19 protein-coding genes are annotated in these 22,026 nt (G+C 70.9%); 7 read left to right on the forward strand and 12 right to left on the reverse strand.

The window, feature by feature from the left end; genetic code table 11:
• From QBE02_RS12490 to QBE02_RS12500, 3 genes are all read left to right on the forward strand, one after another.
• Window positions 1–1,050 (forward strand): lipoate--protein ligase family protein, encoded by a 1,050-nt coding sequence (locus tag QBE02_RS12490; protein WP_279365994.1) that lies wholly within the window; start codon window positions 1–3, stop codon window positions 1,048–1,050.
• Window positions 1,029–2,000, forward strand: a complete 972-nt coding sequence (locus tag QBE02_RS12495) for a DNA-methyltransferase (RefSeq protein ID WP_279365995.1) — start codon at window positions 1,029–1,031, stop codon at window positions 1,998–2,000. Before QBE02_RS12490 ends, QBE02_RS12495 begins: the two co-directional genes overlap by 22 nt.
• A 141-nt stretch (window positions 2,001–2,141) precedes the next feature.
• The gene (locus QBE02_RS12500; RefSeq protein WP_056224383.1) at window positions 2,142–3,125 is read left to right on the forward strand and encodes an LLM class F420-dependent oxidoreductase; all 984 of its coding nucleotides are present in this window, start codon (window positions 2,142–2,144) and stop codon (window positions 3,123–3,125) included.
• A gap of 117 nt (window positions 3,126–3,242) precedes the next feature.
• Here the strand turns inward: QBE02_RS12500 and QBE02_RS12505 are convergent, their stop codons facing one another.
• The 3 genes from QBE02_RS12505 to galT form a co-directional block, all read right to left on the reverse strand.
• The gene (locus QBE02_RS12505; RefSeq protein WP_279365996.1) at window positions 3,243–4,706 is read right to left on the reverse strand and encodes a carboxylesterase/lipase family protein; all 1,464 of its coding nucleotides are present in this window, start codon (window positions 4,704–4,706) and stop codon (window positions 3,243–3,245) included.
• 136 nt (window positions 4,707–4,842) lie between these two features.
• Window positions 4,843–6,006, reverse strand: a complete 1,164-nt coding sequence (galK, locus tag QBE02_RS12510) for a galactokinase (RefSeq protein WP_279365997.1) — start codon at window positions 6,004–6,006, stop codon at window positions 4,843–4,845.
• Complete coding sequence (gene galT / locus QBE02_RS12515; protein ID WP_279367888.1) at window positions 6,003–7,094, reverse strand: galactose-1-phosphate uridylyltransferase; 1,092 nt, start codon at window positions 7,092–7,094, stop codon at window positions 6,003–6,005. Before galT ends, galK begins: the two co-directional genes overlap by 4 nt.
• A 134-nt stretch (window positions 7,095–7,228) precedes the next feature.
• Between galT and QBE02_RS12520 the strand changes: the two genes are divergently transcribed.
• On the forward strand, window positions 7,229–8,194 hold the full coding sequence (locus tag QBE02_RS12520; protein WP_279365998.1) for a LacI family DNA-binding transcriptional regulator: 966 nt from the start codon (window positions 7,229–7,231) through the stop codon (window positions 8,192–8,194).
• A 338-nt stretch (window positions 8,195–8,532) separates the two neighbouring features.
• Here the strand turns inward: QBE02_RS12520 and QBE02_RS12525 are convergent, their stop codons facing one another.
• The 4 genes from QBE02_RS12525 to QBE02_RS12540 form a co-directional block, all read right to left on the reverse strand.
• Window positions 8,533–9,873 (reverse strand): ABC transporter substrate-binding protein, encoded by a 1,341-nt coding sequence (locus tag QBE02_RS12525; protein WP_279365999.1) that lies wholly within the window; start codon window positions 9,871–9,873, stop codon window positions 8,533–8,535.
• Between the two features lie 72 nt (window positions 9,874–9,945).
• Entirely contained in the window at window positions 9,946–10,863 is a 918-nt protein-coding gene (locus QBE02_RS12530; protein WP_279366000.1) for a carbohydrate ABC transporter permease, read from the reverse strand.
• Window positions 10,860–11,801: a carbohydrate ABC transporter permease gene (locus QBE02_RS12535; RefSeq protein WP_279366002.1), complete on the reverse strand. Its 942-nt coding sequence runs from the start codon at window positions 11,799–11,801 to the stop codon at window positions 10,860–10,862. Before QBE02_RS12535 ends, QBE02_RS12530 begins: the two co-directional genes overlap by 4 nt.
• Window positions 11,798–13,861: a beta-galactosidase gene (locus tag QBE02_RS12540; RefSeq protein WP_279366003.1), complete on the reverse strand. Its 2,064-nt coding sequence runs from the start codon at window positions 13,859–13,861 to the stop codon at window positions 11,798–11,800. Before QBE02_RS12540 ends, QBE02_RS12535 begins: the two co-directional genes overlap by 4 nt.
• Before the next feature lie 140 nt (window positions 13,862–14,001).
• Here QBE02_RS12540 and QBE02_RS12545 point away from each other — a divergent pair, with 140 nt between their 5' ends.
• On the forward strand, window positions 14,002–15,018 hold the full coding sequence (locus QBE02_RS12545) for a LacI family DNA-binding transcriptional regulator (protein ID WP_279366004.1): 1,017 nt from the start codon (window positions 14,002–14,004) through the stop codon (window positions 15,016–15,018).
• A 218-nt stretch (window positions 15,019–15,236) separates the two neighbouring features.
• On the opposite strand, the gene QBE02_RS12550 is transcribed toward QBE02_RS12545, so the two are convergent.
• Complete coding sequence (locus QBE02_RS12550) at window positions 15,237–15,821, reverse strand: TetR/AcrR family transcriptional regulator (RefSeq protein WP_279366006.1); 585 nt, start codon at window positions 15,819–15,821, stop codon at window positions 15,237–15,239.
• 68 nt (window positions 15,822–15,889) lie between these two features.
• On the opposite strand from QBE02_RS12550, the gene QBE02_RS12555 reads away from it, so the two are divergent.
• Window positions 15,890–17,161: an MFS transporter gene (locus QBE02_RS12555; protein WP_279366007.1), complete on the forward strand. Its 1,272-nt coding sequence runs from the start codon at window positions 15,890–15,892 to the stop codon at window positions 17,159–17,161.
• A 14-nt stretch (window positions 17,162–17,175) separates the two neighbouring features.
• Here the strand turns inward: QBE02_RS12555 and QBE02_RS12560 are convergent, their stop codons facing one another.
• Window positions 17,176–18,432: an MFS transporter gene (locus QBE02_RS12560; RefSeq protein ID WP_279366008.1), complete on the reverse strand. Its 1,257-nt coding sequence runs from the start codon at window positions 18,430–18,432 to the stop codon at window positions 17,176–17,178.
• 64 nt (window positions 18,433–18,496) lie between these two features.
• Between QBE02_RS12560 and QBE02_RS12565 the strand changes: the two genes are divergently transcribed.
• Window positions 18,497–19,057, forward strand: coding sequence for a CGNR zinc finger domain-containing protein (locus QBE02_RS12565; RefSeq protein WP_279366009.1), 561 nt, complete (start codon window positions 18,497–18,499; stop codon window positions 19,055–19,057).
• 13 nt (window positions 19,058–19,070) lie between these two features.
• Here the strand turns inward: QBE02_RS12565 and QBE02_RS12570 are convergent, their stop codons facing one another.
• The 3 genes from QBE02_RS12570 to QBE02_RS12580 form a co-directional block, all read right to left on the reverse strand.
• A complete protein-coding gene (locus QBE02_RS12570; RefSeq protein ID WP_279366010.1) occupies window positions 19,071–19,511 on the reverse strand; it encodes a cupin domain-containing protein in 441 nt (146 codons plus the stop codon).
• Entirely contained in the window at window positions 19,508–20,071 is a 564-nt protein-coding gene (locus QBE02_RS12575) for a pyridoxamine 5'-phosphate oxidase family protein (protein WP_347710263.1), read from the reverse strand. Before QBE02_RS12575 ends, QBE02_RS12570 begins: the two co-directional genes overlap by 4 nt.
• Window positions 20,072–20,297: 226 nt before the next feature.
• Entirely contained in the window at window positions 20,298–22,019 is a 1,722-nt protein-coding gene (locus QBE02_RS12580) for a glycoside hydrolase family 35 protein (protein WP_279366012.1), read from the reverse strand.
• Window positions 22,020–22,026 lie beyond the last annotated feature (7 nt).

A 22,026-nucleotide genomic window follows, 5' to 3' on the forward strand; every position in this document is an offset into this window, starting at 1 on the left:
ATGCACGGCGAGTACAAGGTCCCCGGCGGGAAGCTGGTCGTCGTCGACCTCGAAGAGCGCGAGGGCCGTATCCACGGCTTCCACCTCGCGGGCGACTTCTTCCTCGAGCCCGACGACGCCCTCGACGACATCGACGCGGCCGTCAACGGCCTCGCGGTGGAGTCCGACGTCCCCACGATCGCCGCGGCCATCCGCGCGGCCCTCCCCGAGGGGGCCCAGCTGCTCGGCTTCACGCCCGAATCGGTGGCGACCGCGATCCGCCGCGCCCTGGTCACCGCGCCGGGATGGGCCGACTTCGAGTGGGAGGTCGTCCACGACGGCCCCGTCTCGCCGCGCATGAACCTCGCGCTCGACGAGGTTCTCACCACGCGCGTGGGCGCGGGGCTGCGCACACCCACCCTGCGCCTGTGGGAGTGGGACGAGAGTGCCGTCGTCATCGGCTCGTTCCAGTCGCTGCGCAACGAGGTCGACCCCGCGGGGGCGGCGAAGCACGGATTCGACGTCGTGCGCCGCATCTCGGGCGGGGGCGCCATGATGATGGCAGCGAACTCGATCGTCACGTACTCGCTGTACGTGCCGGCATCCCTCGTCGCCGGTATGACGTTCGCCGACTCGTACGCGTTCCTCGACGACTGGGTGCTGCAGGCGCTGCGCTCGCTCGGCATCGACGCGGTGTACCAGCCGCTCAACGACATCGCGGGTCCCCACGGCAAGATCGGCGGGGCCGCCCAGAAGCGCCTCGCCAACGGCGGCGTGCTGCACCACGCCACCCTCAGCTACGACATGGACGGTCAGGTGCTCACCGAGGTGCTCCGCATCGGCCGCGAGAAGCTCAGCGACAAGGGGACCGTGTCGGCCGCCAAGCGCGTCGACCCCCTGCGTAGCCAGACCGGTCTGCCTCGCGCCGAGGTCATCGAACGGTTCATCCAGACCTTCACCACGCTCTACGGGGCGACGCCCGGGCACATCAGCGACGAGGAGTACGCCGAGGCCCAGGCTCTGGTCGACTCGAAGTTCGCCACCGACGCGTGGCTGCAGCGCGTCCCGTGAGCGCCGAGAACCTCGCCGACGCTCCCGCACCGGGTGGCGTCGAGATCCACCACGCCGACAATCTCACCGTCACGCCGCGCTACCCCGACGGCTCCTTCGCTCTCGTCTACCTCGACCCGCCCTTCAACACGGGGCGCACCCGCTCGAAGGCCGTGGAGTCCGCGACGCGCAAGGCGCCGGTGGACGAGACTCCGGATGCCGCCGCGCCCGATGCCGTGGCATCCGTCGACGATCCGAACATGCTCGACTTCCCCGAAGAGGAGCCGCCCCCGCCTCCCGTGGTGCAGCGCGGCTTCCACGGCCGGGAGTACGCGCGCCTGCGCGGCGACCTGCGCACCTACGACGACCGGTTCGACGACTACTGGGGCTTCCTCGAGCCGCGGCTCGTCGAGGCCTGGCGCCTGCTCGCCGACGACGGCACGCTCTATCTGCACCTCGACTACCGCGAGGTGCACTACGCCAAGGTCATGTGCGACGCGCTCTTCGGTCGCGACCACTTCTTGAACGAGCTGATCTGGGCCTACGACTACGGCGCCAAGACCAAGCGCCGCTGGCCCACCAAGCACGAGACGATCCTCGTGTACGTCAAGAACCCGTCGGCGTACTTCTTCGACTCCGATGCCGTGGACCGCGAGCCCTACATGGCCCCGGGGCTCGTCACGGCCGAGAAGGCCGCGCGCGGCAAGATGCCCACCGACGTCTGGTGGCACACGATCGTGCCGACCACGGGCCGCGAGAAGACCGGTTATCCGACGCAGAAGCCCGAGGGGGTGCTGCGTCGCATGGTGCAGGCGTCTTCGCGCCCCGGCGATCGGGTTCTCGACATGTTCGCCGGCAGTGGCACGCTCGGCGCCGTCGCCGCCCCTCTGGGACGGAACTCGGTGCTCATCGACGACAACGCCGACGCGGTGGCCGTGATGCACAAGCGCCTCGAGCCGTACGCGGACTGAGCGCGACGCGGCTGGCGCGATCGGGGGTGTGGGGCGGTGTTCTCCCGCCCCGAGCGCAAAATCCCGCCCCGAACCCCCGGCCCGCATCCGGCTCCGTGAGAAGCCCGCCCAGATGTCGGCGGTCGCACCTAGGGTGAAGCCATGGACTTCGGCATCTTCGTTCCGCAGGGCTGGCGCTTCGACCTCGTGGGGATCGACCCCGCGGAGCACTGGCGGGTGATGAACTCCCTCGCCCAGAGCGCCGACGACGGCCCGTGGACGTCGCTGTGGGTGTACGACCACTTCCACACCACCCCCGTCCCGAGCACCGAGGCCACGCACGAGGCGTGGACGCTCATGGCCGCCTTCGCCGCCGCGACCGACCGCGTGCGCCTCGGCCAGATGTGCACGTGCATGGGCTACCGCAACCCCGCCTACCTCGCGAAGGTCGCGGCCACGGTCGACGCGATCTCGGGCGGTCGCGCCGAGATGGGCATCGGCGGCGGCTGGTACGAGCACGAGTGGAAGGCCTACGGCTACGGCTTCCCGCCCATCGCCGAGCGCCTCGGGCGCCTGCGCGAGGGCGTCGAGATCATGCACCAGGCCTGGACCACGGGCGAGGCGACCCTGTCGGGGAAGTACTACGAGGTCGATGGCGCGATCGTGCAGCCGAAGCCCCTGCAGCCGGGCGGCATCCCGCTCTGGATCGCCGGCGGCGGCGAGAAGGTCACGCTCAAGATCGCGGCGAAGTACGCCTCGTACACGAACTTCGGCGGCTCGCTCGAGGAGTTCGACCACAAGTCCGAGGTGCTGCGCGGGCACTGCGAGTCCCTCGGCCGCGACGCGTCCGAGATCACCCGCTCGACGAACTTCAACACGATCGTCGCCGAGACCGAGGCCGAGGCCTCCGACCGCTTGGCCGCGGTGGTCGCGCGCCTGCGTCCGCACGTCGGAGATGAGCGGGCGGATGCCATCGAGGCCGACTACCGCTCGTCCGACGCCTTCGGCACCCCCGAGCAGATCGTCGAGCGCCTGCGAGAGCGCGCCGACCACGGCCTCGGCTACGCGATCCACTACTTCCCCGAGGCCGCCTACGACACCTCGGGAATCTCCCTCTTCGAGCGCGAGGTCATCCCGCACCTCTGATCGGCGGCGCGGCGGCCCCGCGCGCCTCGCGCGTGAGTCGCCAGAATGTGTCGCTTCTCCCGCCCGTGAAGCGACAATTCTTGGCGACTCGCGCGCGTGCGCGGGCGGGCGCCAGGTTCAGACCAGAGGCGCGACGTCGGCGTACGCGTCGGTCTCGACGGCGGGGGCGGATGCCGCGGTGCCGAACACCCGCGCACGCCGGGTCGTGGCATCCCACGTCGGCCACCCCGGATCACCGTCGCGCGCGAACGCGACCGCCGCGGCGTGCATCTCGGCGGCCAGAGCGGGTGGGGGAGTCTCGCCCGCGATGCGGTCGACGCCCTCGGCGTCGAGGTGGTCGAACCAGAACGGCACGTCGAGGCAGTGGCAGGCGACGCCGATCGAAGGCACGGGCGATGCCCACGCGAAACGGTAGAGCCAGGTCGCGGCGTCGCCGCGCGCCCGGGCGGTCCTGTGCACCGTCGCGCGGATGACCCGATCGGTGACGTATCCGCCGAGCAGGGCCGCGGCCCCGCGCCGTCGGGTGCGCTCGAGATACGCGCGTCGCCGCGATCGCCGCAGACCGAGCACGGCCAGGGCGAGAGGGACCGGCACCACTCGGAGGGCGCCCGCGAACCGGCCGGTCAGGCCCGTGAACTCGTCGTCCGTCGACCCGATGACGAGGGGGATGCCGGCCCCGACACCGTCGGCGAGAGCCTCGAGCGGATGCCGGGGCAGCACGTCCGTGTCGATCACCGGCCCCAGCGGCAAGCCGTCGTCGAGCAGCGTCGCGAGCGACGACAGCGCCCGGACCAGGTGCGGCGTGAGGGCGCTCTTCTGCGCCGCGAGAATCCGCTCCTCGGGCACCGACGCGAAGCCGTCGCGGTCGGCGTGGATCCCGATGCGGGCGGCGACCCGGTCGGCGAAACGCCTGGCCGCCTCGAGCGGGACCGCGCCGATCGCGGGCGAGATCGCCATCGCGGCGTGGAAGAGGCCGGAGGCCGCGGGGCTCGACAACAGCGCGAGCACCGACCCTCCGCCCGCCGACTGCCCGGCCACCGTCACTCGGGTCGGGTCGCCGCCGAACGCGCGGATCTCGTCGCGCACCCACTCCAGCGCCGCGATCTGGTCGCGCAGACCCCGGTTGGCGGGAGTGCCGTCGATGAGACCGAAGCCGTCGAAGCCGATCCGGTACGAGATCACCACGGTGATCACCCCGTCCCGCGCGAACGCATCGCCGTCGTACCAGCGGCTCGCGGGCGAGCCCGAGGTGAAACCACCCCCGTGGATCCACACGAGCACCGGCAGAGCGGCATCCGGACCGATGTCCACCGTGGCGAACACGTTGACGTTCAGCGTGGCGTCTCCCGGCACGCTCGGCTCGGGGATGAGGGTGATCCCCGCGTCGCCCCGCTGCGCCGTGGCGCCGTACGCGGTGGCATCGCGCTCGCCCTCCCACGCCTCCACCGGCACGGGAGCGGCGAAGCGCAGTGCCCCGACCGGAGCCTGAGCGAACGGGATGCCGAGGAACACGGCGGCGGCACCCCGCCGGAATCCGCGGACGGCCCCCTTCGAGGTCACGGCGAGGGGAGTGGCATCCATCCCCTCATCCTGCCGCGCCACCCGCACGAGGGGTCGAAAAGTGTCGCCTCGGCGTGCCCGGAAGCGACAGATCTCGACCCTCACACGCGCACGCGTGCTCCGTCCTCACGGCGCAGCACGGGCAGCGGAGGGTGGGTCACGCGTCGCGGCGCGCGCCCTCCGAGGGGGTCACCGTGAAGATGTTCGGGGCGCGGAAATCGGATGCCGCGAACGCGGCGCGCACGGCCGCCGTCGCCGCCGGGACGAGTCCGGTGGGGACCAGTGCGATGGCCGCTCCGCCGAAACCGCCGCCCGTCATGCGAGCACCGAGGGCGCCGTTCGCGAGCGTCGTCTCGACGGCGAGATCGAGCTCGGGCACCGAGATCTCGAAGTCGTCGCGCATCGACGCGTGCGAGGCGACCAGCAGGTCGCCGATCGCGGAGGGGCCGTCGGCGTCGAGGGCGGCCACGGTGTCGAGCACGCGCTGGTTCTCGGTGATGACGTGGCGGACGCGGCGGAAGGTCACGTCGTCGAGGATCTCCTCGGCGCGCGGCAGGTCGTCGACCGTGAGATCGCGCAGCGATCCGACGCCGAACGCCGCCGCTCCCCGCTCGCAGGCCTCGCGACGCTCGCGATAGCCACCGGTCGAGTGGGTGTGCTCGACGAGGGTGTCGGTCACGAGGATCGAGAGCCCCGCGTCGGCGAAGCCGAGGGCGACGGCGCGCGTCTCGAGGGTGCGGCAGTCGAGGAAGGTCGCGGCATCCGCCACACCCAGCATCGACGCCATCTGGTCCATGATCCCGGTGGGAGCGCCCACGGCGTCGTTCTCGGCGACGCGGCCGACCCGCGCGAGAGCGACCTTGTCGAGGCCGGCGGCCCACACGTCGTTCAAGGCGGAGGCCACGGCCCCCTCGATCGCGGCGGACGACGACAGGCCGGCACCCACCGGCACGTCGGAGGCCAGGGCGATGTCGACGCCGCGGGTCACGGCATCCGGAGCCGCCCGACGCAGTGCCCACGCCACACCCAGGGGATAGCCCGCCCAGTCGAGGCCGCCGGCGGCGATCCGCGCGTCGAGCTCCGAGAGCGGGACCTCGACCGCGGCGTCGGCGAACGTCGAGCGCACGCGGATCACGTCGTCGGAGCGGACGGCCACGGCGGCCGCGGTGCGCTGGGCGATCGCGAAGGGGAAGACGAAGCCCTCGTTGTAGTCGGTGTGCTCGCCGATGAGGTTGGCGCGGCCAGGGGCCGACCAGACTCCGACCTCGGGGGTGTCGGTGAGGGTGGCGAGAAGGGCGCGGGCGTCGTCGACGGCGGTCATGCCGTCACCTCCGGAACGGTGTCGAGGGCGGCGCGCAGGCGTTCGGCCTGCGACTCGGGGGTCACGTCGCCGATCCAGGCGCCCATGGCGGCCTCGGATCCGGCGAGGTATTTCAGCTTGTCGGCGGCGCGACGCGGAGAGGTGATCTGCAGGTTGAGGCGCACGGCATCGCGGCCTCGCCCGACCGGCGCCTGGTGCCAGGCGGCGATGTAGGGCGTGGGGGTGTCGTACAGGGCGTCGATCCCCCGCAGCAGGCGCAGGTAGAACGGAGCGAGCTCGTCGCGCTCGGCGGCGGTCGTCTCGGCGAGGTCGGCGACGTGACGGTGCGGCAGCACGTGCACCTCGACGGGCCAGCGGGCAGCGAACGGGACGAACGCCGTCCAGTGCTCGCCCCGCAGGACGACGCGCTCGCCGGCCTGTTCGAACCCGAGGATGCGCTGGAACAGGTCGTTCGAGCTGCGCGCGATCGTGTCGAGCAGGCGGTGCGTGCGCGGGGTCACGTACGGGTAGGCGTAGATCTGCCCGTGCGGGTGGGGGAGGGTGACACCGATCTCCTGCCCCCGGTTCTCGAAGGGGAACACCTGGCGGATGCCGGGAAGAGCCGACAGTGCCGCGGTGCGATCGGCCCAGGCTTCGATGACGGTGCGGGCGCGCGTGCGCGAGAGCGAGCCGAACGACCCCTCGTGCTGGGGGCTGAAGCACACGACCTCGCAGCGGCCCACCGAGGTGCGGGTGCGGCCGAGGCCGAGATGCTCGAGGTCGTCGTCGCTGCGGGGTGGGTCGACGGCGGCCGGGGCGTCGCCGATCGCCGCGTCGAGGGCGGGTCCGAACGAGGGTGACTTGTTCTCGAAGACCGCCACGTCGTAGAGCGAGGGGATCTCGGACGGGTTCGTCGGCGTCTGCGGCGAGAGCGGGTCGAGGTGCGCCGGCGGCAGGAACGCGCGGTTCTGACGATTGGATGCCACGGTGATCCAGTCGCCGGTCAGCACGTCCTGACGCATGGTGGCGGTGGCGGGACGCGGGTCGAGCCTGCGGGCGTCGATCGCGCGCTCGGCGCCGAGCGTGGTGCCGGGATCGTCGAAGTACATCAGTTCGCGGCCGTCGGCCAGGTGCGTCGTCCGCTTGACGACGCCGGCGCCAAGGGGCACGACGGAGGAGCTGTCCGTGTTCACGATAACACGCTACATCTGGGGCGTGATATCGTCAACACGGAGGGGGCGTGATGCGCGTATCCATGGCCGATGTGGCCGAGAAGGCCGGCGTTTCGACGCAGACGGTGTCGCGCGTCGCCAACGGAAGCCCCCGCGTCGACCCCGCCACCCGGGCGCGCGTCGAGAAGGCCATGGCCGACCTCGGGTACCGCATGCACCGGGCCGCTCGGGCCCTGCGCACGGGGCAGACATCCACGATCGGCCTGGTCGTGTCGACCCTCGCCTCGGTCGGCAACTCCCGCATGCTGCAAGCGATCTCCGAGGCCGCCGCCGCCCGCGACTACGCGCTCGCCGTGGTGACCGTCGGGGAACGCGGCATCCGCGACGCCTTCGCCCGGCTCCGCTCGCAGGGCGTCGACGGCGCCGTCGTGCTGAACGAGGCGACCGAGCTCGCGCGCGACGCGGCGCCTCCCGCCGATCTGCACCTCGTCGTGGTGGACTCTCCGCCGGACGAGCGCTTCTCGATCGTGCAGTCCGACCATGCCGGGGGAGCGCGCGCCGCGACGGAGTATCTCCTCTCCCTCGGGCACTCGACGGTGCATCACATCGCCGGGCCCGCGCGCTCCTTCGCGGCGACCGAGCGCGAGCGCGGCTGGCGCGAGGCCCTCGCCCACGCCGGAGCCGTGGTGCCCGAGCCGGCCCGGGGGGATTGGACCTCGGCATCCGGTCACTCGGCCGTCAGCGGTCTCGGCGGCGCCCGCGCGATCTTCGTGGCGAACGACCAGATGGCGCTCGGCGCCCTGCGCGCCCTCGCCGACGCGGGTCGGCGGGTGCCCGAAGACGTCGCCGTCGTCGGCTTCGACGACATCGTGGATGCCGCGGAGTTCCGCCCGCCGTTGACCACCGTGCGCCAGGACTTCGACGCGCTCGGTCGTCGCGCCGTGGCCGCCCTCGTCGCGGCGATCAAGGGTGGGGAGCCGATCGTCGAGTCGGTCCCCGCGGCGCTCGTGGTGCGCGCGAGCAGCGCCGCGCGCTGATCCGGCAGCGGTGGTACACCGAAGTCCTCGCTCGGGCTCGCCGTGCCCGCCGTCGACTGACACTCCGTCGGCCTCCTCCGCCCCCGCTGCCCGCGGCTCCGGCGCGGTTCGGCGCACCGTCCATGAGGTCCTCGCGCCGTCGCGCCTGGCGTCGACACCACGTGGTTTGGGGCGAATTCCGGCATTCGGGGCGGAAAATACACGCCCCGAACGACATAGTGCGCCCCAAACCGCGCCCTCACCCCGCCTCCGAACCACCCGAGCCCGGCGGCATCCGGAAACGAAGAACGCCCGCGGATGCCGAAGCATCCGCGGGCGCCTCTCGTGGGGAGAGCCTTCTACTTCTTCACGGGGATCGACTGCGACTCGAGTGCGCCGATCGTGGCGTCCTGACCCTTCTGGAGGGCGTCGGCGAGGGTGCCGCTCCCGCTGACCGCGGCCTTGAAGCCGTCCGAGACGTCGGCGTAGGTCTTGGTCATGGTCGGACCCCAGGTGAAGTCAGGGGTGACCTCGGTGGCCGCCTTCGCGAAGACGTCGTAGATCTTCTGGCCGCCGTAGAAGTCGACGCCCTTCGCGAGCGAGGGGAGCTTGAGACCCTCGGTCGTGGCCGGGTAGATGTTGGCCTCTTCGTTCAGGGCGGTGAGCGCCTCCTGCGACGTGTTCAGCCACAGCGCGAACTTCGTGGCCTCGTAGGCGTGCGTGCTGCCCTTGAGGACGGCGATCGACGAGCCGCCCCAGTTGCCCGAGACCGCGTCCCCGGCCTTCCACTGCGGGAGGTCGGCGACGGCCCAGCCGCCGGCGGTGTCGGGAGCGCCGCTCGAGATCGAGTTGGCACCCCACACGGCGGAGTTCCACGTCCACACCTTGCTGGAGTTGTAGGCGTTGTTCCACTCGTCGGTCCACGCCGGGTACGTCGAGACGAGGTCCTGGTCGATGAGCGACTGCCAGTAGTCGGCGACCTTCTTCGAAGCGGGGTCGGTCAGCGAGACCGTCCAGCCGTCGGAGTCGTTGCCGAACCACTGTCCACCGGCCTGCCAGACGAAGCCGGCGAACTGGTTGATGTCGGACTGCGAGAAGTTCGTGATGTACCCGCCGAGTGCGCGGACCTTCTTGGCCGCCTCGGTGTACTCGTCCCACGTGGTGGGGATCGCGATCCCGTTCGCCGCGAACAGGTCCTTGCGGTAGAACAGCGCCATCGGGCCGATGTCCTGCGGGATGCCGTAGACGGCGTTGTCCTGGCCGAGAGTGGCCTGGTTCCACGCCCACCCGACGAACTGGTTTTTCGCGGCCATCACGTCGGCGCAGCCCGCGATGTTCTCGACGCCGTCCTGCACGAGGAAGTTGGGGAGGGCGTCGTACTCGATCTGGCCGAGGTCGGGCGCGTTGCCGGCCGCGATCTGGTTGAAGAAGTTCTGGTAGGTGCCGTTGTTGCCGTTGGGGCCGGTCTGCACCTTCACCTGGATGTCGGGGTTCGCCGAGTTCCACATGTCGACGACCTTCTCGATGCCCGGGATCCACGAGGTGAACTCGAGCGTGACGGGTCCGTCCGAGGGGGCGCAGTCGGCCGCGGCCGCGGCGCCCGAGCCGGCGCTGTCGCCGCTTCCGCCGCCGGCGCAACCGGCCAGCAGGAGAGCCGACAGGGCGACGCCCGCGGTCGCCGTGAGGATTCTGTTCTTCATGGAATGCCTTTCTCTGGGTGCCCGGGTGGGCCATTCCGCCCGGGGTGAGGGGCGGCCTGAGCCGCCGAGGGTTTACTTCAGGGCGCCGGTCCCGAGACCGTTGCGCCAGAAGCGCTGGAGGAGCAGGAAGATGACGATGAGGGGGATGACCGACAGCAGGGCGCCGATCAGCACGAGACCGCGGAGCTCCGGGATCTGGTTCAGCTGGTTGTTCCAGCCGTAGAGACCGAACACCACCGGGAAGAGCTCTTCGCTGCGCAGCATGATCAGCGGCAGGAAGAAGTTGTTCCAGATCGCGACGAACTGGAAGAGGAACATCGTCACCAGGGCGGGGCTCATGAGGCGCAGGCTCACGGTGAAGAAGGTCCGGATCTCGCCCGCGCCGTCGAGACGACTGGCCTCCAGCAACTCGTCGGGCACCGACGAGGCGGCGAAGATGCGCGCCAGGTACACCCCGAACGGGCTGACCAACGACGGCAGGAACACGGCCCAGAAGGTGTTCGTGAGCTGCACCTGGCTGAAGATGAGGAACAGCGGCAGGGCCAGGGCGGTCGCGGGGACGAGCACGCCGCCGAGGACGACGTCGAAGATGACCTCGCGGCCCGGGAAGCGGTACTTCGCCAGCGCGTATCCGGCCATCGCCGCCAGCAGCGTCGCGACCGCGCCGCCGAGACCGGCGTAGAGCAGCGAGTTGCCCAGCCAGCGCAGGAAGATCCCGTCACGGTAGGCGAACAGGTCGCCGATGTTCGAGAACAGCCGCATGTCGGCGAACCACAGCGGGTTCGTGGTGAGGATGTCGCCGGTGCTCTTGCTCGAGGCGACCAGCAGCCACCACAGCGGCAGCAGGAAGTAGACCGTGAACACGGCCATGATGAGCATCGCCGAGGTGCGCGAGACCAGCGGCTCGCGGATGGCGCGCGAGCGCGGGGAGTCCGAGCGCGGAGCGCCGGAACGGCCGACGCGGGGGCGGGAGGTGGTGACGGCGCTCATGCGTTGCCCTTCTTCTGCATCCACTTCATGAACCCGAACGACAGCACGAAGGTGGTGACGGCGAGCACCACGGAGAAGGCCGCGGCGAGGTTGGAGTTGGGGATGGATGCCGTGGCGTAGACGGTCATGTTCGGGGTGAAGGTGCTGGTGACGGCCGAGCTGAACGAGCGGAACACCTGGGGCTCGGCGAGCAGCTGCAGGGTGCCGATGATCGAGAAGATCGCGGTCATCACGATCGCGGGCCGCACGAGGGGGATCTTGATGGACCACGCGATGCGGAACTGCCCGGCGCCGTCGAGGCGGGCCGCCTCGTAGATCTCGCTGGGGATCGACAGCAGCGACGAGTAGATGATCAGCATGTTGTAGCCGACGTAGACCCACGTCACGACGTTCGCGATCGACCACAGCACGAGGTCGGCGCCGAGGAAGTCGACCTTCTCGGTGAGGGCGGTGAAGGGCGACAGGTTGGGCGAGAACAGCGAGCCCCACATGATCGCGGCGATGACACCCGGAACGGCGTACGGAACGAAGAAGGCGAGCCGGAAGAAGCGCTTGCCCTTCAGCAGCGGCGAGTCCAGCAGCAGGGCGAACAGCAGAGCGAGTCCGAGCATGATCGGCACCTGCACGACGCCGAAGGCGAGCATGCGCAGCATCGAGGTCCAGAACGCCTCGTTCTGGAACACGAGCGCGTACTGCGAGAGCCCGCCGAAGACGAGCTCGGCTTTGCCGAACGTGCCTTCGCGCCGCACCACGAGCAGCGACTGCCCGATGGCGAAGATGATCGGCAGCACGTAGAAGAGCGCGAACAGGATGCCGAAGGGGGCGAGCAGGATCGCGATGGAGCCCTTGTGCAGCACGCGCGGGCGGCGGCGGGGGCGCGGGGCCCCGGTCGCGCTCGCGCGCTTCGTGCCCGTCGGGGCGGGGGCGGTGGTGGTCACGAGGCCTCCTCGATGATGCGGACGGCACCGCCGGCGACGGCGACCGAGCCGTCGATGGCTTCGCCGCTGATCGCGTCGCGGCCGTGCGCTGCGATCTCGACGGTGTCGGTGGTGTGGTTGATGACGAACAGGAACGCGCGCTCGGCGTCGGCGCGGCGGACCACCTCGACCCCGGGGCGGGTGTCGACGGTGCGGATGCCGGCGGCCTCGGCCGCGCGGGAGAGCAGTGCGCGGTAGGCCGACGGGTCGGGGAGGGTCGCGAGGTACCAGGCGTGGCCGTCGCCCACCGCGCGGCGGGTGCGGGCGGGGAGTCCCGCGGCCGGGCCGTCGCTGAAACGGGCGTCGACCTCGGCGTCGACGGCGCGCAGGCGCTCCGACCACACGGTGCCGGTCGAGCCGTCGTCGAGGGTGACCGACTGCGCCGGGCCGAGGGGCGAGAACTCCTCCGACACGATGCCGAGCAGGTCGCGGAACGCGCCGGGGTACCCGCCCAGACGGACGCGGTCGTCCTGGTCGACGATGCCGCTGGCGAAGGTGATCACGGCGGTGCCGCCGTCCTCGACGAAGCGCGCGATCGCGGCGGCGTCGGCGTCGCGCACGAGGTGCAGCGCGGGCACGATGACGAGGCGGTAGTCCGAGAGGTCGGCGGAGGCCGAGACGACGTCGGTGGAGATGCCGGCCGTGACCAGGGCGGCGTGCGCGGCGTGCACCTGGTCGAGATAGCGCAGGTCTTCGCTGGGGCGCCCCTCGTTCTCGAGCGACCACCAGCTCTCCCAGTCGAACAGGACGGCGGCGTCCGACGCCACGCGCGTTCCGGCGATCGGCTGCAACGAACGCAGCGTCCGGCCGACCTCGAGCACGCTCCGCCACTGGGCGGTGTCGGTGCCCGCGTGGGGGAGCAGCGCCGAGTGGAACTTCTCGGCGCCCTGTGCAGACGCGCGCCACTGGAAGAAGCAGATGCCGTCGGCTCCGCGCGCCACGTGCGAGACGACGTTGCGCAGCAGCTCGCCCTCGCCCTTGGCGAGGTTGTGCGGCTGCCAGTTGACCGCGCCCGTCGAGGTCTCCATGAGCAGCCAGGGTGTGCCGCTCGCCAGGCCGCGGGTGAGGTCGGCCGCGAACGACAGCTCGGCGAGCGGGTCGGGGAGGCGCCGGTCGAGGTAGTGGTCGTTGGCGATGACGTCCATCTCGCCGGCCCACGAGAAGTAGTCGAGAGCGCGGATGTGCGCCGTCACCATGAAGTTGGTGGTGACGGGGGCGGTGCTGCGCTCGCGGATCACGCGCGCCTCGGCGCGGTACAGCTCGAGCTGCTGGTCGGACGAGAAACGCTGGAAGTCGAGCAGCTGTGCGGGGTTGCGCAGCGACAGTGCGGCCATCGGCGGGAGGATCTGGTCCCACGCGCTGTAGCGCTGGCTCCAGAACGAGGTGCCCCAGGCCGTGTTGAGGGCGGCCACCGTGCCGTAGCGGGCCTCGAGCCACTCGCGGAACGCGACGGCGCTGGCGTCGCAGAAGCAGAGGGCGTTGTGGCATCCGAGTTCGTTCGAGACGTGCCACATGGCCAGGGCGGGGTGATCGGCGTAGCGCTCGACGACGCGGCGGCTGAGCTCCGCGGCGTACCCGCGAAAGACGGGGGAGCTGGGGCAGTAGGCCTGTCGACCGCCCGGGAAGCGGCGTGTGCCGTCCTCGGCCACGGGAAGGATCTCGGGATGCCGCGTGGTCACCCAGGGCGCGGGGGAGGCGGTCGCGGTTCCGAGGTTGACCCGGATGCCGTGCGCGTGGGCGAGGTCCATGACCTCGTCGAGCTCGTCGAAGGTCCAGACGCCGGGGGCGGGGTTGATCCACGACCACCCGAAGATGTTGACGGCGACGAGTCCGACGCCCGCTTCGACCATGAGCCGCATGTCGTCGTCCCAGACGGCGCGGTCCCACTGCTCGGGGTTGTAGTCGCAGCCGAAGACGAGACCTTCGCGGGTCAGGGCCGACAGAGCGTCGCCCGTGCGGGTCAGATCGGCCGAACGATCGCTTTCGCGATCGAGCGGGGCCAGATGTTCGACGGCAAGCATCCGGGAGGCGCTCCTTTGCGGGGTTCTGTGAACGTGCACACATTTGCCCGCCGGTTCTTCCCGACAGAATGTGTGAACGTGCACATACTGACACGGTGTCGCGCGGTCGTCAACTTCCGCGGCCCGATAGGGTGAGGAGCATGACGCCTCCTCCGCCCGGGCGCCGGCGCAGCACCGTGCACGACGTCGCCAAGGTCGCGGGGGTCTCGCGGGGCACCGTGAGCCGCGTTCTCAACGGCGGCTACGTCTCGGACCACGCCCGCGAGGCCATCCAGGCGGCCATTCGCGAGGTGGGCTACGTGCCCAACAACGCCGCCCGGAATCTCGTGCGCCAGCGCACGCAGGCGGTCGGATTCATCGTCCACGAACCGCACTCGCTGTTCCTCGAAGACCCCAACATCGGTGGAATCATGCTCGGGGCCAACACCGCCCTGTCGAACGCCGACTACCAGATGGTGTGCGTCGTGGTCGATACGGACCGCGACACCGAAAGGGTCGCGCGCTACCTCAGTGGTGGCTTCGTCGACGGGGCGGTCATCGTCTCGGCGAGACACCACGACCCGATCACCGACGTCGTCGAACGACTCGGGCTCCCTGTCGCCTACGTGGGCCACCCTCCCGGCATCCGTCGCCCCTGGGTCGGCATCGACAACCTCGGCGCCGCCCGGGCCATCACCGAACGCGTGCGCGCATCGGGACGCCGTCGCATCGGCATGATCGCCGCGGCCCTCGACCGCGACTCCGGCAGCGACCGGCTCGCGGGCTTCCGTGAGGCGCTCGGCGAGGACTTCGACGAGTCGCTGGTCGAGCCGGTGCCGCTCTACGCCTTCGCCGACGGCGAGGCGGGGATGCGACGCCTGCTCGAGCGCGCTCCCGACATCGACGCGGTGTTCGGAGCTTCGGATGCCTTGGCCGCCGGCGCCGTGCAGGCCCTTCGCGCGGCCGGTCGCCGCGTGCCCGACGACGTCGGCGTGGTCGGCTTCGACGACAGTGCGTGGGCGGTGCGCACCGATCCGCCGCTCACCACGATCGACCAGCCCGCAGAGGGACTGGGTGCCGCGGCCGCCGAGGCCGTGCTGCTGCAGCTCTCGGGCGGGGTGGCCGATGCCGGCGGCATCCTGCTCGACGCCCCGATCGTCTGGCGCGCCTCGGTCTAGAGGCGCTCGCCGCCGCCGTCGGTCGCGGTTCTCCGGTTCGGGGCGCGATCGTCCGTTCGGGGCGTGACATTCCCGCCCCGAACGCCGGAATTCGCCCCAAACGCCGCGACCTCACGTGCCGGTCGATGTCTTGCGTCTGGGGCGAGATCTGCAGCTTGGGGCGTGAATGTTCTGCCCCAAACGGAAGTACGCGCCCCAAACCGGCCGCGTGCCGGGCGTCAGCGCTCCTCGTGCCAGCCCTCGTCGAGGATGCGGAAGCCCGCCTCGATCGTGGCCTCGGAGTCGTCGTTCTCGAAGGCGAGGATCTGCAGTTGCAGGACCATCCGCGCGTACACGCGCACCGGGGCATCCGGTGTCTCACGCCCCGTGGTCTCGGCGATCGCCTGGGCGAGGGCGTCTTCGTGACGGACCCACATGCGCGCGGCGTACTCGCGAAGCGCGGGGGTGTCGGAGATGAGTGCCATGAACCGCCGGCGGTTGTCGCCGGTCGGGTCGAAGGCCAGGCCGAAGAGCTCGCGGCGATAGAGGTCTCTCAGTGCCTGCGACACCGAGGTTCCCGGGGTGCGGTCGCGCACCGCGCCGACGAGCAGGTCGCGCTGGGCGTCGTCCTCGTCGAAGACGAGAGCTTCCTTCTGCGGGAAGTGCGCGAACACCGTCGTCGGTGACACGTCGGCGGCCTCGGCGACCTCGCGGATGCTGACCTCGTCGAAGCCGCGCTCCACGAACAGGATCGTCGCCGCGTCCGAGATGGCCTTGCGGGTTGCCGCTTTCTTGCGCTCGCGGCGGCCGATCGTCTCGCTCATAGCCCCACAATACCGGGACGACTCTGAAATCGTGTTGACAACAAAACTGGTACGAGTACAGTTACGGCGTGACTTCACTTTCGCTCTCTCCTCAGTCGGGCCGCCGCGCCTGGGTCATGCTCGTCGTCATCACGACGCTGACCACCGCCGGCATGACCGTCGTGCTCCCCGTCCTGCCCTTCGTCGTGCTCCGCTACGTGTCGAACCCGGCCGATCTGGCCGTCTGGGTCGGCATCCTCGAGACGGTCAATGCGCTCTGCGCGTTCCTCGTCGCCCCCTTCCTCGGCCGCATCTCCGACCGCTTCGGTCGCCGACCGGTGATCATCGTCGCCGGGTTCGGCGCCGCCCTCGGGTTCCTGCTCTTCGGCGTCGGCGGGGCGATCTGGGTGCTGCTGCTCGGCCGCATCGTGCAGGGCGTCACCGCCGGCGACCTCCCCGCCCTCTTCGCCTACCTCGCCGACATCACCCCGCCCGACAAGCGCGCGCGTCGCTTCGGCGTGCTCGGCGCGACCGCGGGTATCGGCACGATGGTCGGCCCCGCCCTCGGCGGCACCCTCGCCGCGATCGACGTCGATCTGCCCGTCTTCGTCACCGCCGGCCTCGCGCTGACGGTCGCGATCCTCAGCATCTTCCTGCTGCCCGAGAGCCTCGCGCCCAGCAAGCGCATCACCTCGCTCGACCTGCGGGCGGTGCACCCGTTCGCGGTGTTCCGCGGGGTGTTCCGCCGGCCCGAGCTGCGCGGGCTCATGATCGGCCTGATCCTCGTGGGGCTGCCGTTCGGCTTCTTCGTCAACAACTTCAGCGTGCTCGCGCTCGACGCGATCTCGTGGACCCCCACCGCGATCGGCCTGCTCACCGCGTGCGTCGGCATCATCGACATCGCGATCCAGGGCGTGCTGCTCGGCTTCCTGCTGCCGCGCATCGGCGAGCGGGGCGTCGTGGTCAGCGGCATCGTCACCCAGGCGGTCGGGCTGGTCGCCCTCGCCGGGGTGGCGTCGCTGCTCGCCCAGCCGTGGCTGTTCATCGTCGGCGCCCTGACGCTCGCGGCGGGCCAGGGTGCGGCTCAGGCGACCATGGACGGTCTGCTCTCCAATGCCGTCGGAGACGACGAGCAGGGCTGGATCGCCGGGGCCGCGCAATCCCTCAACGCCGCGGTCGGAACGGTCGCCCCGCTGGTGGCGGGCCTGCTCTACGCCCATGTCGCCCACGCCGCGCCGTACGTGCTGGGAGCCGTGCTCATGGTCGCCGCCGCCGTCGTCATCGGCCGGACGCGCTTCACCAGTCCCTCGCTCAAAGCGAAGGTTCCGGATGCCTCGGAGCCCGTACTCGCGTCGGAGTGACGCGACGCCGTGGGTCAGCGCAGAGCGAGACTCGCGGCGTCGCGCACCGTGCGCAACGGCGAGGCCGCCACCCAAACGACGGTGAGTGCCACTCCGACACACCCCACGGCGATACCGGCCCGGGCCCCCAGCGCCTCGCCAGCGAGACCGCCGAGGCCTGCACCGATCGCGACGACGCCGTACGAGATCCATCGAACGGTCGCGTTCACCCGCCCGAGCAGCTCATCGGGTGTACGCAACTGCCGAAGTGTGAGGGCGACGACGCTCGAGAGGGAGGTGCCGGCGCCGTTGATGACGAAGACCGCGACGAGCGCGGCGACGATCACGGGTGTCGACCACATGGCATCCACGAAGGGGATGGCCGCGAGCACGAGGCTCTCCGCGCCCGCGCAGGCGACGAGCACGGGTCCGACGCCGAAGCGCCGCGCACTCGCCGGGGCGGCGGTGGCGCCGATCACTGCTCCCACCGCGCCGAGGCTGAAGATGAGGCCGAGGTGGCCCGCCGTGAGGCCGAGCTCGCGCACGGCGTACACGAGCAGCAACACGGTGATCCACTGCGCGAAGAGGTTGTAGATCGCTGAAAAACCCACGAGCGAGACGAGGTAGCGGTCTCCACGGACGTAACGAAGTCCCTCTCGCAGCTGTGCGAGAGCGCCGCGCCGCTCACGGATCGGGCCGTGCTCCGATGAGCGGATGCCGAGCAGCGCGGCGGCTGAGACGACATAGGTGACGGCTTGGGCCAGGAGCGCCCAGGGTGCGGTGAGGGTCTGCACGAGCCACCCGCCGAGCCCGGGTCCCCCGACCTGAGCCGCCGAGGCCGTGGCCTGGAGCCGCCCGTTCGCCCTCTCGAGCTCGTCCCGTGCCACGACGGCGGGGAGGAAGGACTGGTAGGCCACCTCGAAGGCGACGGTGAAGGATCCGATCACGAAGATGAGCCCCAGGAGCGCGGGGAGGGTGAGGGCGCCCGTTACAGCGACGACGACGAGAGCGATGAGGAGGGCGGCGCGCGCGAGATCGGCGATGACGAGGACGGGGCGCCGCCGCTGCCGGTCGACGAAGACGCCGAGAGGAAGAGCGAGCAGCAGGAACGGGAGCCAGCGCGCGACGCCCACGAGCCCGGCCTCCACCGCCGTCGCATGCAGGACGACGACGGCGAGGAGCGGGACGGCGAGGTCTCCGACCTGGCTGCCCACGGCCGAGGTCGTCTGCGCCAACCAGAACCGGCGGAAATCGCGGCCAAGTTCCTTTCTAATGGGCGTAACGTGATTCACGCGTTACAGACTGACGTCCAGACTGTAACGCGTCAATGCTTTCTCAGCCATTAAAATGTGCGGTATGGGCACGACGACGTATCCCCGTGTCGGCGGCCATCCCGCCTTCGACCTCGTCGACACGGTGCACTGGCGACTCGACGACACCCGCGCCATCGACACGCTGGCCGACTTCGACGCCGTCCTCGACTGGTGCGCCGAGATCGACCTCATCGACCGCGGCGCCGTCGCTTCCACCGCACCCGACGTGGCTGCGGCGGAGCACGCCGCGATCATCGCGCTGCGAGAAGCCGTCTACGAGGCCGTTTTCGAAGACTCTCCGGATGCCGCGGCCCTCATCGCCCGCGAGCACATCGAAGCCCTGAGTCGCTCGAGCCTCGAGCGCGACGACGGCCGGTGGCGCTGGCATCCGCCCGCCGATCCGACCGGTCCGCGCACGGCGATCGCTTTCCTTGCCCATGACCTCCTGACCAGCGACCTTCGGAGCGCGCGCCGCTGCGGCGATGAGGCGTGCGGCTGGGTGTATCTCGACACTTCTCCGCGTCACAACCGCATCTGGTGCACCGCCGCGGGGTGCGGCAATCGCAACCGCGTGAAGCGACACCACGCGCGATCGCGTACCTGAAGCGGGTCTCGTTTCAGGCGCCGTCGCCCCAGGGCATCGGACGCTCGGGGTCGCGCGAGCTGTCGTCGGGGATGTGGGGGAGGGCCTCGCCGCCCGCGCGGATGCAGAGCCAGCGCAGTTCGCGGTCGCTGTCCGGGACCGCGCGCCACGTGCGCCACACGTTCTGCCCGACCCGCACGACGCTGCCGGGGCCGACGTCGACCACGTCATCGTCGAGGCCCATCTGACCGCGCCCCTCGAGGAACACGTACAGCTCCTCGACGCGGGTGTGCGTGTGCCAGTATCCGGCCTCCTCGCCGGGGGCGAGGGCGTTCGCGGTCATGCCGATGAACTGCATCGTCAGCTCGTGGTCGACCACGCGGCGCCCGTCGCGCGAGCGGGCGGGGACGAAGCCGCCGAAGTGGTCGCGCCAGGCGTCGAGCCCGCCGATCTCGGTGATCTCGTAGTCGCTCATCGGGTCTCGCTCTCGGGGTCGGTCAGCTGCCAGCCGTCGTCGGTGCGGCGGTAGATCGTGCGCAGGTGCCTGCGGTCGGGGGAGCCCTGCCAGAACTCCACGCGGTCGGCGACCAGGCGCCACAGCACCCACTCGCCCGGGCCGGTGCCGTCGCGGGCGGCGGCCGAGCGCGCGGCGAGATCCGCCACCGACTCCTCGGCCGAGGCCTCCACCACGCGCCCGCGCACGCGAACGCTGCGCAGCACCGCCGGCCACCAGAAGGTCAGCGCCGCGGCGGGATGTGCGGCCAGCTGCGCCGCTTTCGCGGAGGCCCGTGGCCCGGCGAAAGCCCACCCGTCGGGCCCGAGGTCTTTGAGGATCAGCGTGCGGGCGTCCGGGACGCCGTGGGCATCGACCGTCGAGAGCGTGGCACCGTGCGCCTCGGCCACGCCGGCGTCGACGGCCTGCCGGATCCACCGCTCGAAGAGCTCCTCCGGCTGGTCGGGAAGGGGCTCGGCATCCGGGGTCGGTGGGGCGCCGGTGAGGGAGGGGAGCGAGCGGAGCCACGTGGCCATCGTCATGCCCCCCATCCTGCTCCCTCTTCTTTCGCGTGAGGCGCCAAGAAGTGTCGCCCACGGGTGCCGCCAAGCGACACATCTTGGCGCCTCACGCGCGGGGAGAGCGGGGTGCGGCGCGCGGGCGGGCGGGCGGGCGCGCGGCGTCACCAGAACAGGGGATGCCACAAGAACAGGCCGATCCGCGCGGGACCGGCCTGTTCTCGGCGCACGCGCCTGTTCTCGTGACGCGTTACTCCTCGAGCTGACCGAGCGACGGCTCCGCGACGAAGCGCGCGACCGGCTCGACGGCGTGCTCCAGCTCGAGGACGACGATCTCGTTCGCCCCCGCGCGCATCGCGGGGCCGGGCACGTACAGCGTGTTCTGAGGGACGTTGTTCCAGTAGCGGCCGAGGAAGAAGCCGTTGACGAAGGCGTATCCCTTGCCCCACGAGGTGGTGTCGAGGAACAGGTCGACGGGGGCGTGGAGCTCGAACGACCCGCGCAGCAGAGCGCGTCCAACAGTGCCCGTGCCGCTTCCCGCGGCGGTCTCGAGGGCGACCGGGGTCGCGGTCCACCCGGTGAGCGCCTCGCCGTTGAGCGTCACGGAGCCGACGAGCCCCTTCGCCTCGCCGAGGCGGTCGGCGTAGTTCACCCGGCCCTGGTCCTCGACGAGGACGGTGAGCCGTGCGCCCGCGGGGATCGTGAGTGCGCGCTCGTGCAGAGCCCGCGACAGTCGACCCACCGGGGTCCCGTCCACGTGCACCCACGCGAGGTCGCGGATCTCGTCGAAGACGAGGGCCGCGGGCCCGGCGAACGCGGGGAGGTCGACGTCATAGCGGACGAGGGGACCGAGGTGGGCGATCTGCTCGAAGCTCGGCGGGTCGTCGGCGATGGCGGCCGCGTTGAGGGGCGGCATCCAATCGCCCTCGCCCGAGAGGGCGACCTCAAGGGCGGGGGCGTCGGGCCGGGGGCCGGGGACCTGCTCGGGGACGGGCGCGTACTTGGCGATGACCTCGCGGAACGCGTGGAACTTCGCTGTGGGGTGTCCCGACTCGTCGATCGGGGCGTCGTAGTCGTACGAGGTGACGATGGGGTCGTAGCGGCCCTTGTCGTTCGCCCCGTTCGTCGTGCCGAAGTTCGTGCCGCCGTGCACCATGTAGATGTTCACCGAGGCCCCGGCGGCGAGCAGCACGTCGAGGTCGTGGGCGGATGCCGCGGGGTCGGTCGTGTGGTGGATGCTGCCCCACCAGTCGAACCAGCCGTCCCAGAACTCGCTGCACATCAGCGGTCCGGTGGGCTGGTGCTCGCGGAGGGTGGCGAGCCGTTCCTCGGAGCGCGAACCGAACGAGCCGGTGAGGTGCAGCCCGGGAAGGCTGCCGGCCTCGAGCATCCACGGCATCGGCTGGTCGACGGTGGTCAGCGGCACCGTGATGCCGGCCGCCTCGGTCACGCGGACGAGCTCGCGCAGGTAGGTCTTGTCGGAGCCGTAGGCGCCGTACTCGTTCTCGATCTGCACGAGCACGACGTTGCCGCCGCGGTCGATCTGGCGCGGGGCCACGATCTCGTACACGCGGCGGAGGTACCCCGACACCGCCTCGACGAACTGGGGTTCTGAGCGACGGATGCCGATGCCCGGCGTCGAGGTCAGCCACACGGGCAGTCCGCCGTTGTGCCACTCCGCACAGATGTAGGGGCCGGGTCGCACGATCGCGTGCAGGCCCTCGGCGGCGATGAGGTCGAGGAAGCGGCCCAGGTCGTTCCAGCCCGTGGCATCCCACTCACCGCGCACCGGCTCGTGCGCGTTCCATGCGACGTAGGTCTCGATGGTGTTGAGGCCCATCGCCTTCGCCGTCCGGATGCGGTCGGCCCAGTGCTCAGGGTGGATGCGGAAGTAGTGCAGGGTGCCGGAGATGACCTGGTGGGGCTTCCCGTCGAGCAGGAAGTCGGTCTCGCCGATGGAGAAAGTCGTCACGGTGTCT

Source organism: Microbacterium testaceum, from assembly GCF_029761935.1.
Taxonomy (GTDB): Bacteria; Actinomycetota; Actinomycetes; order Actinomycetales; family Microbacteriaceae; genus Microbacterium; species Microbacterium testaceum_A.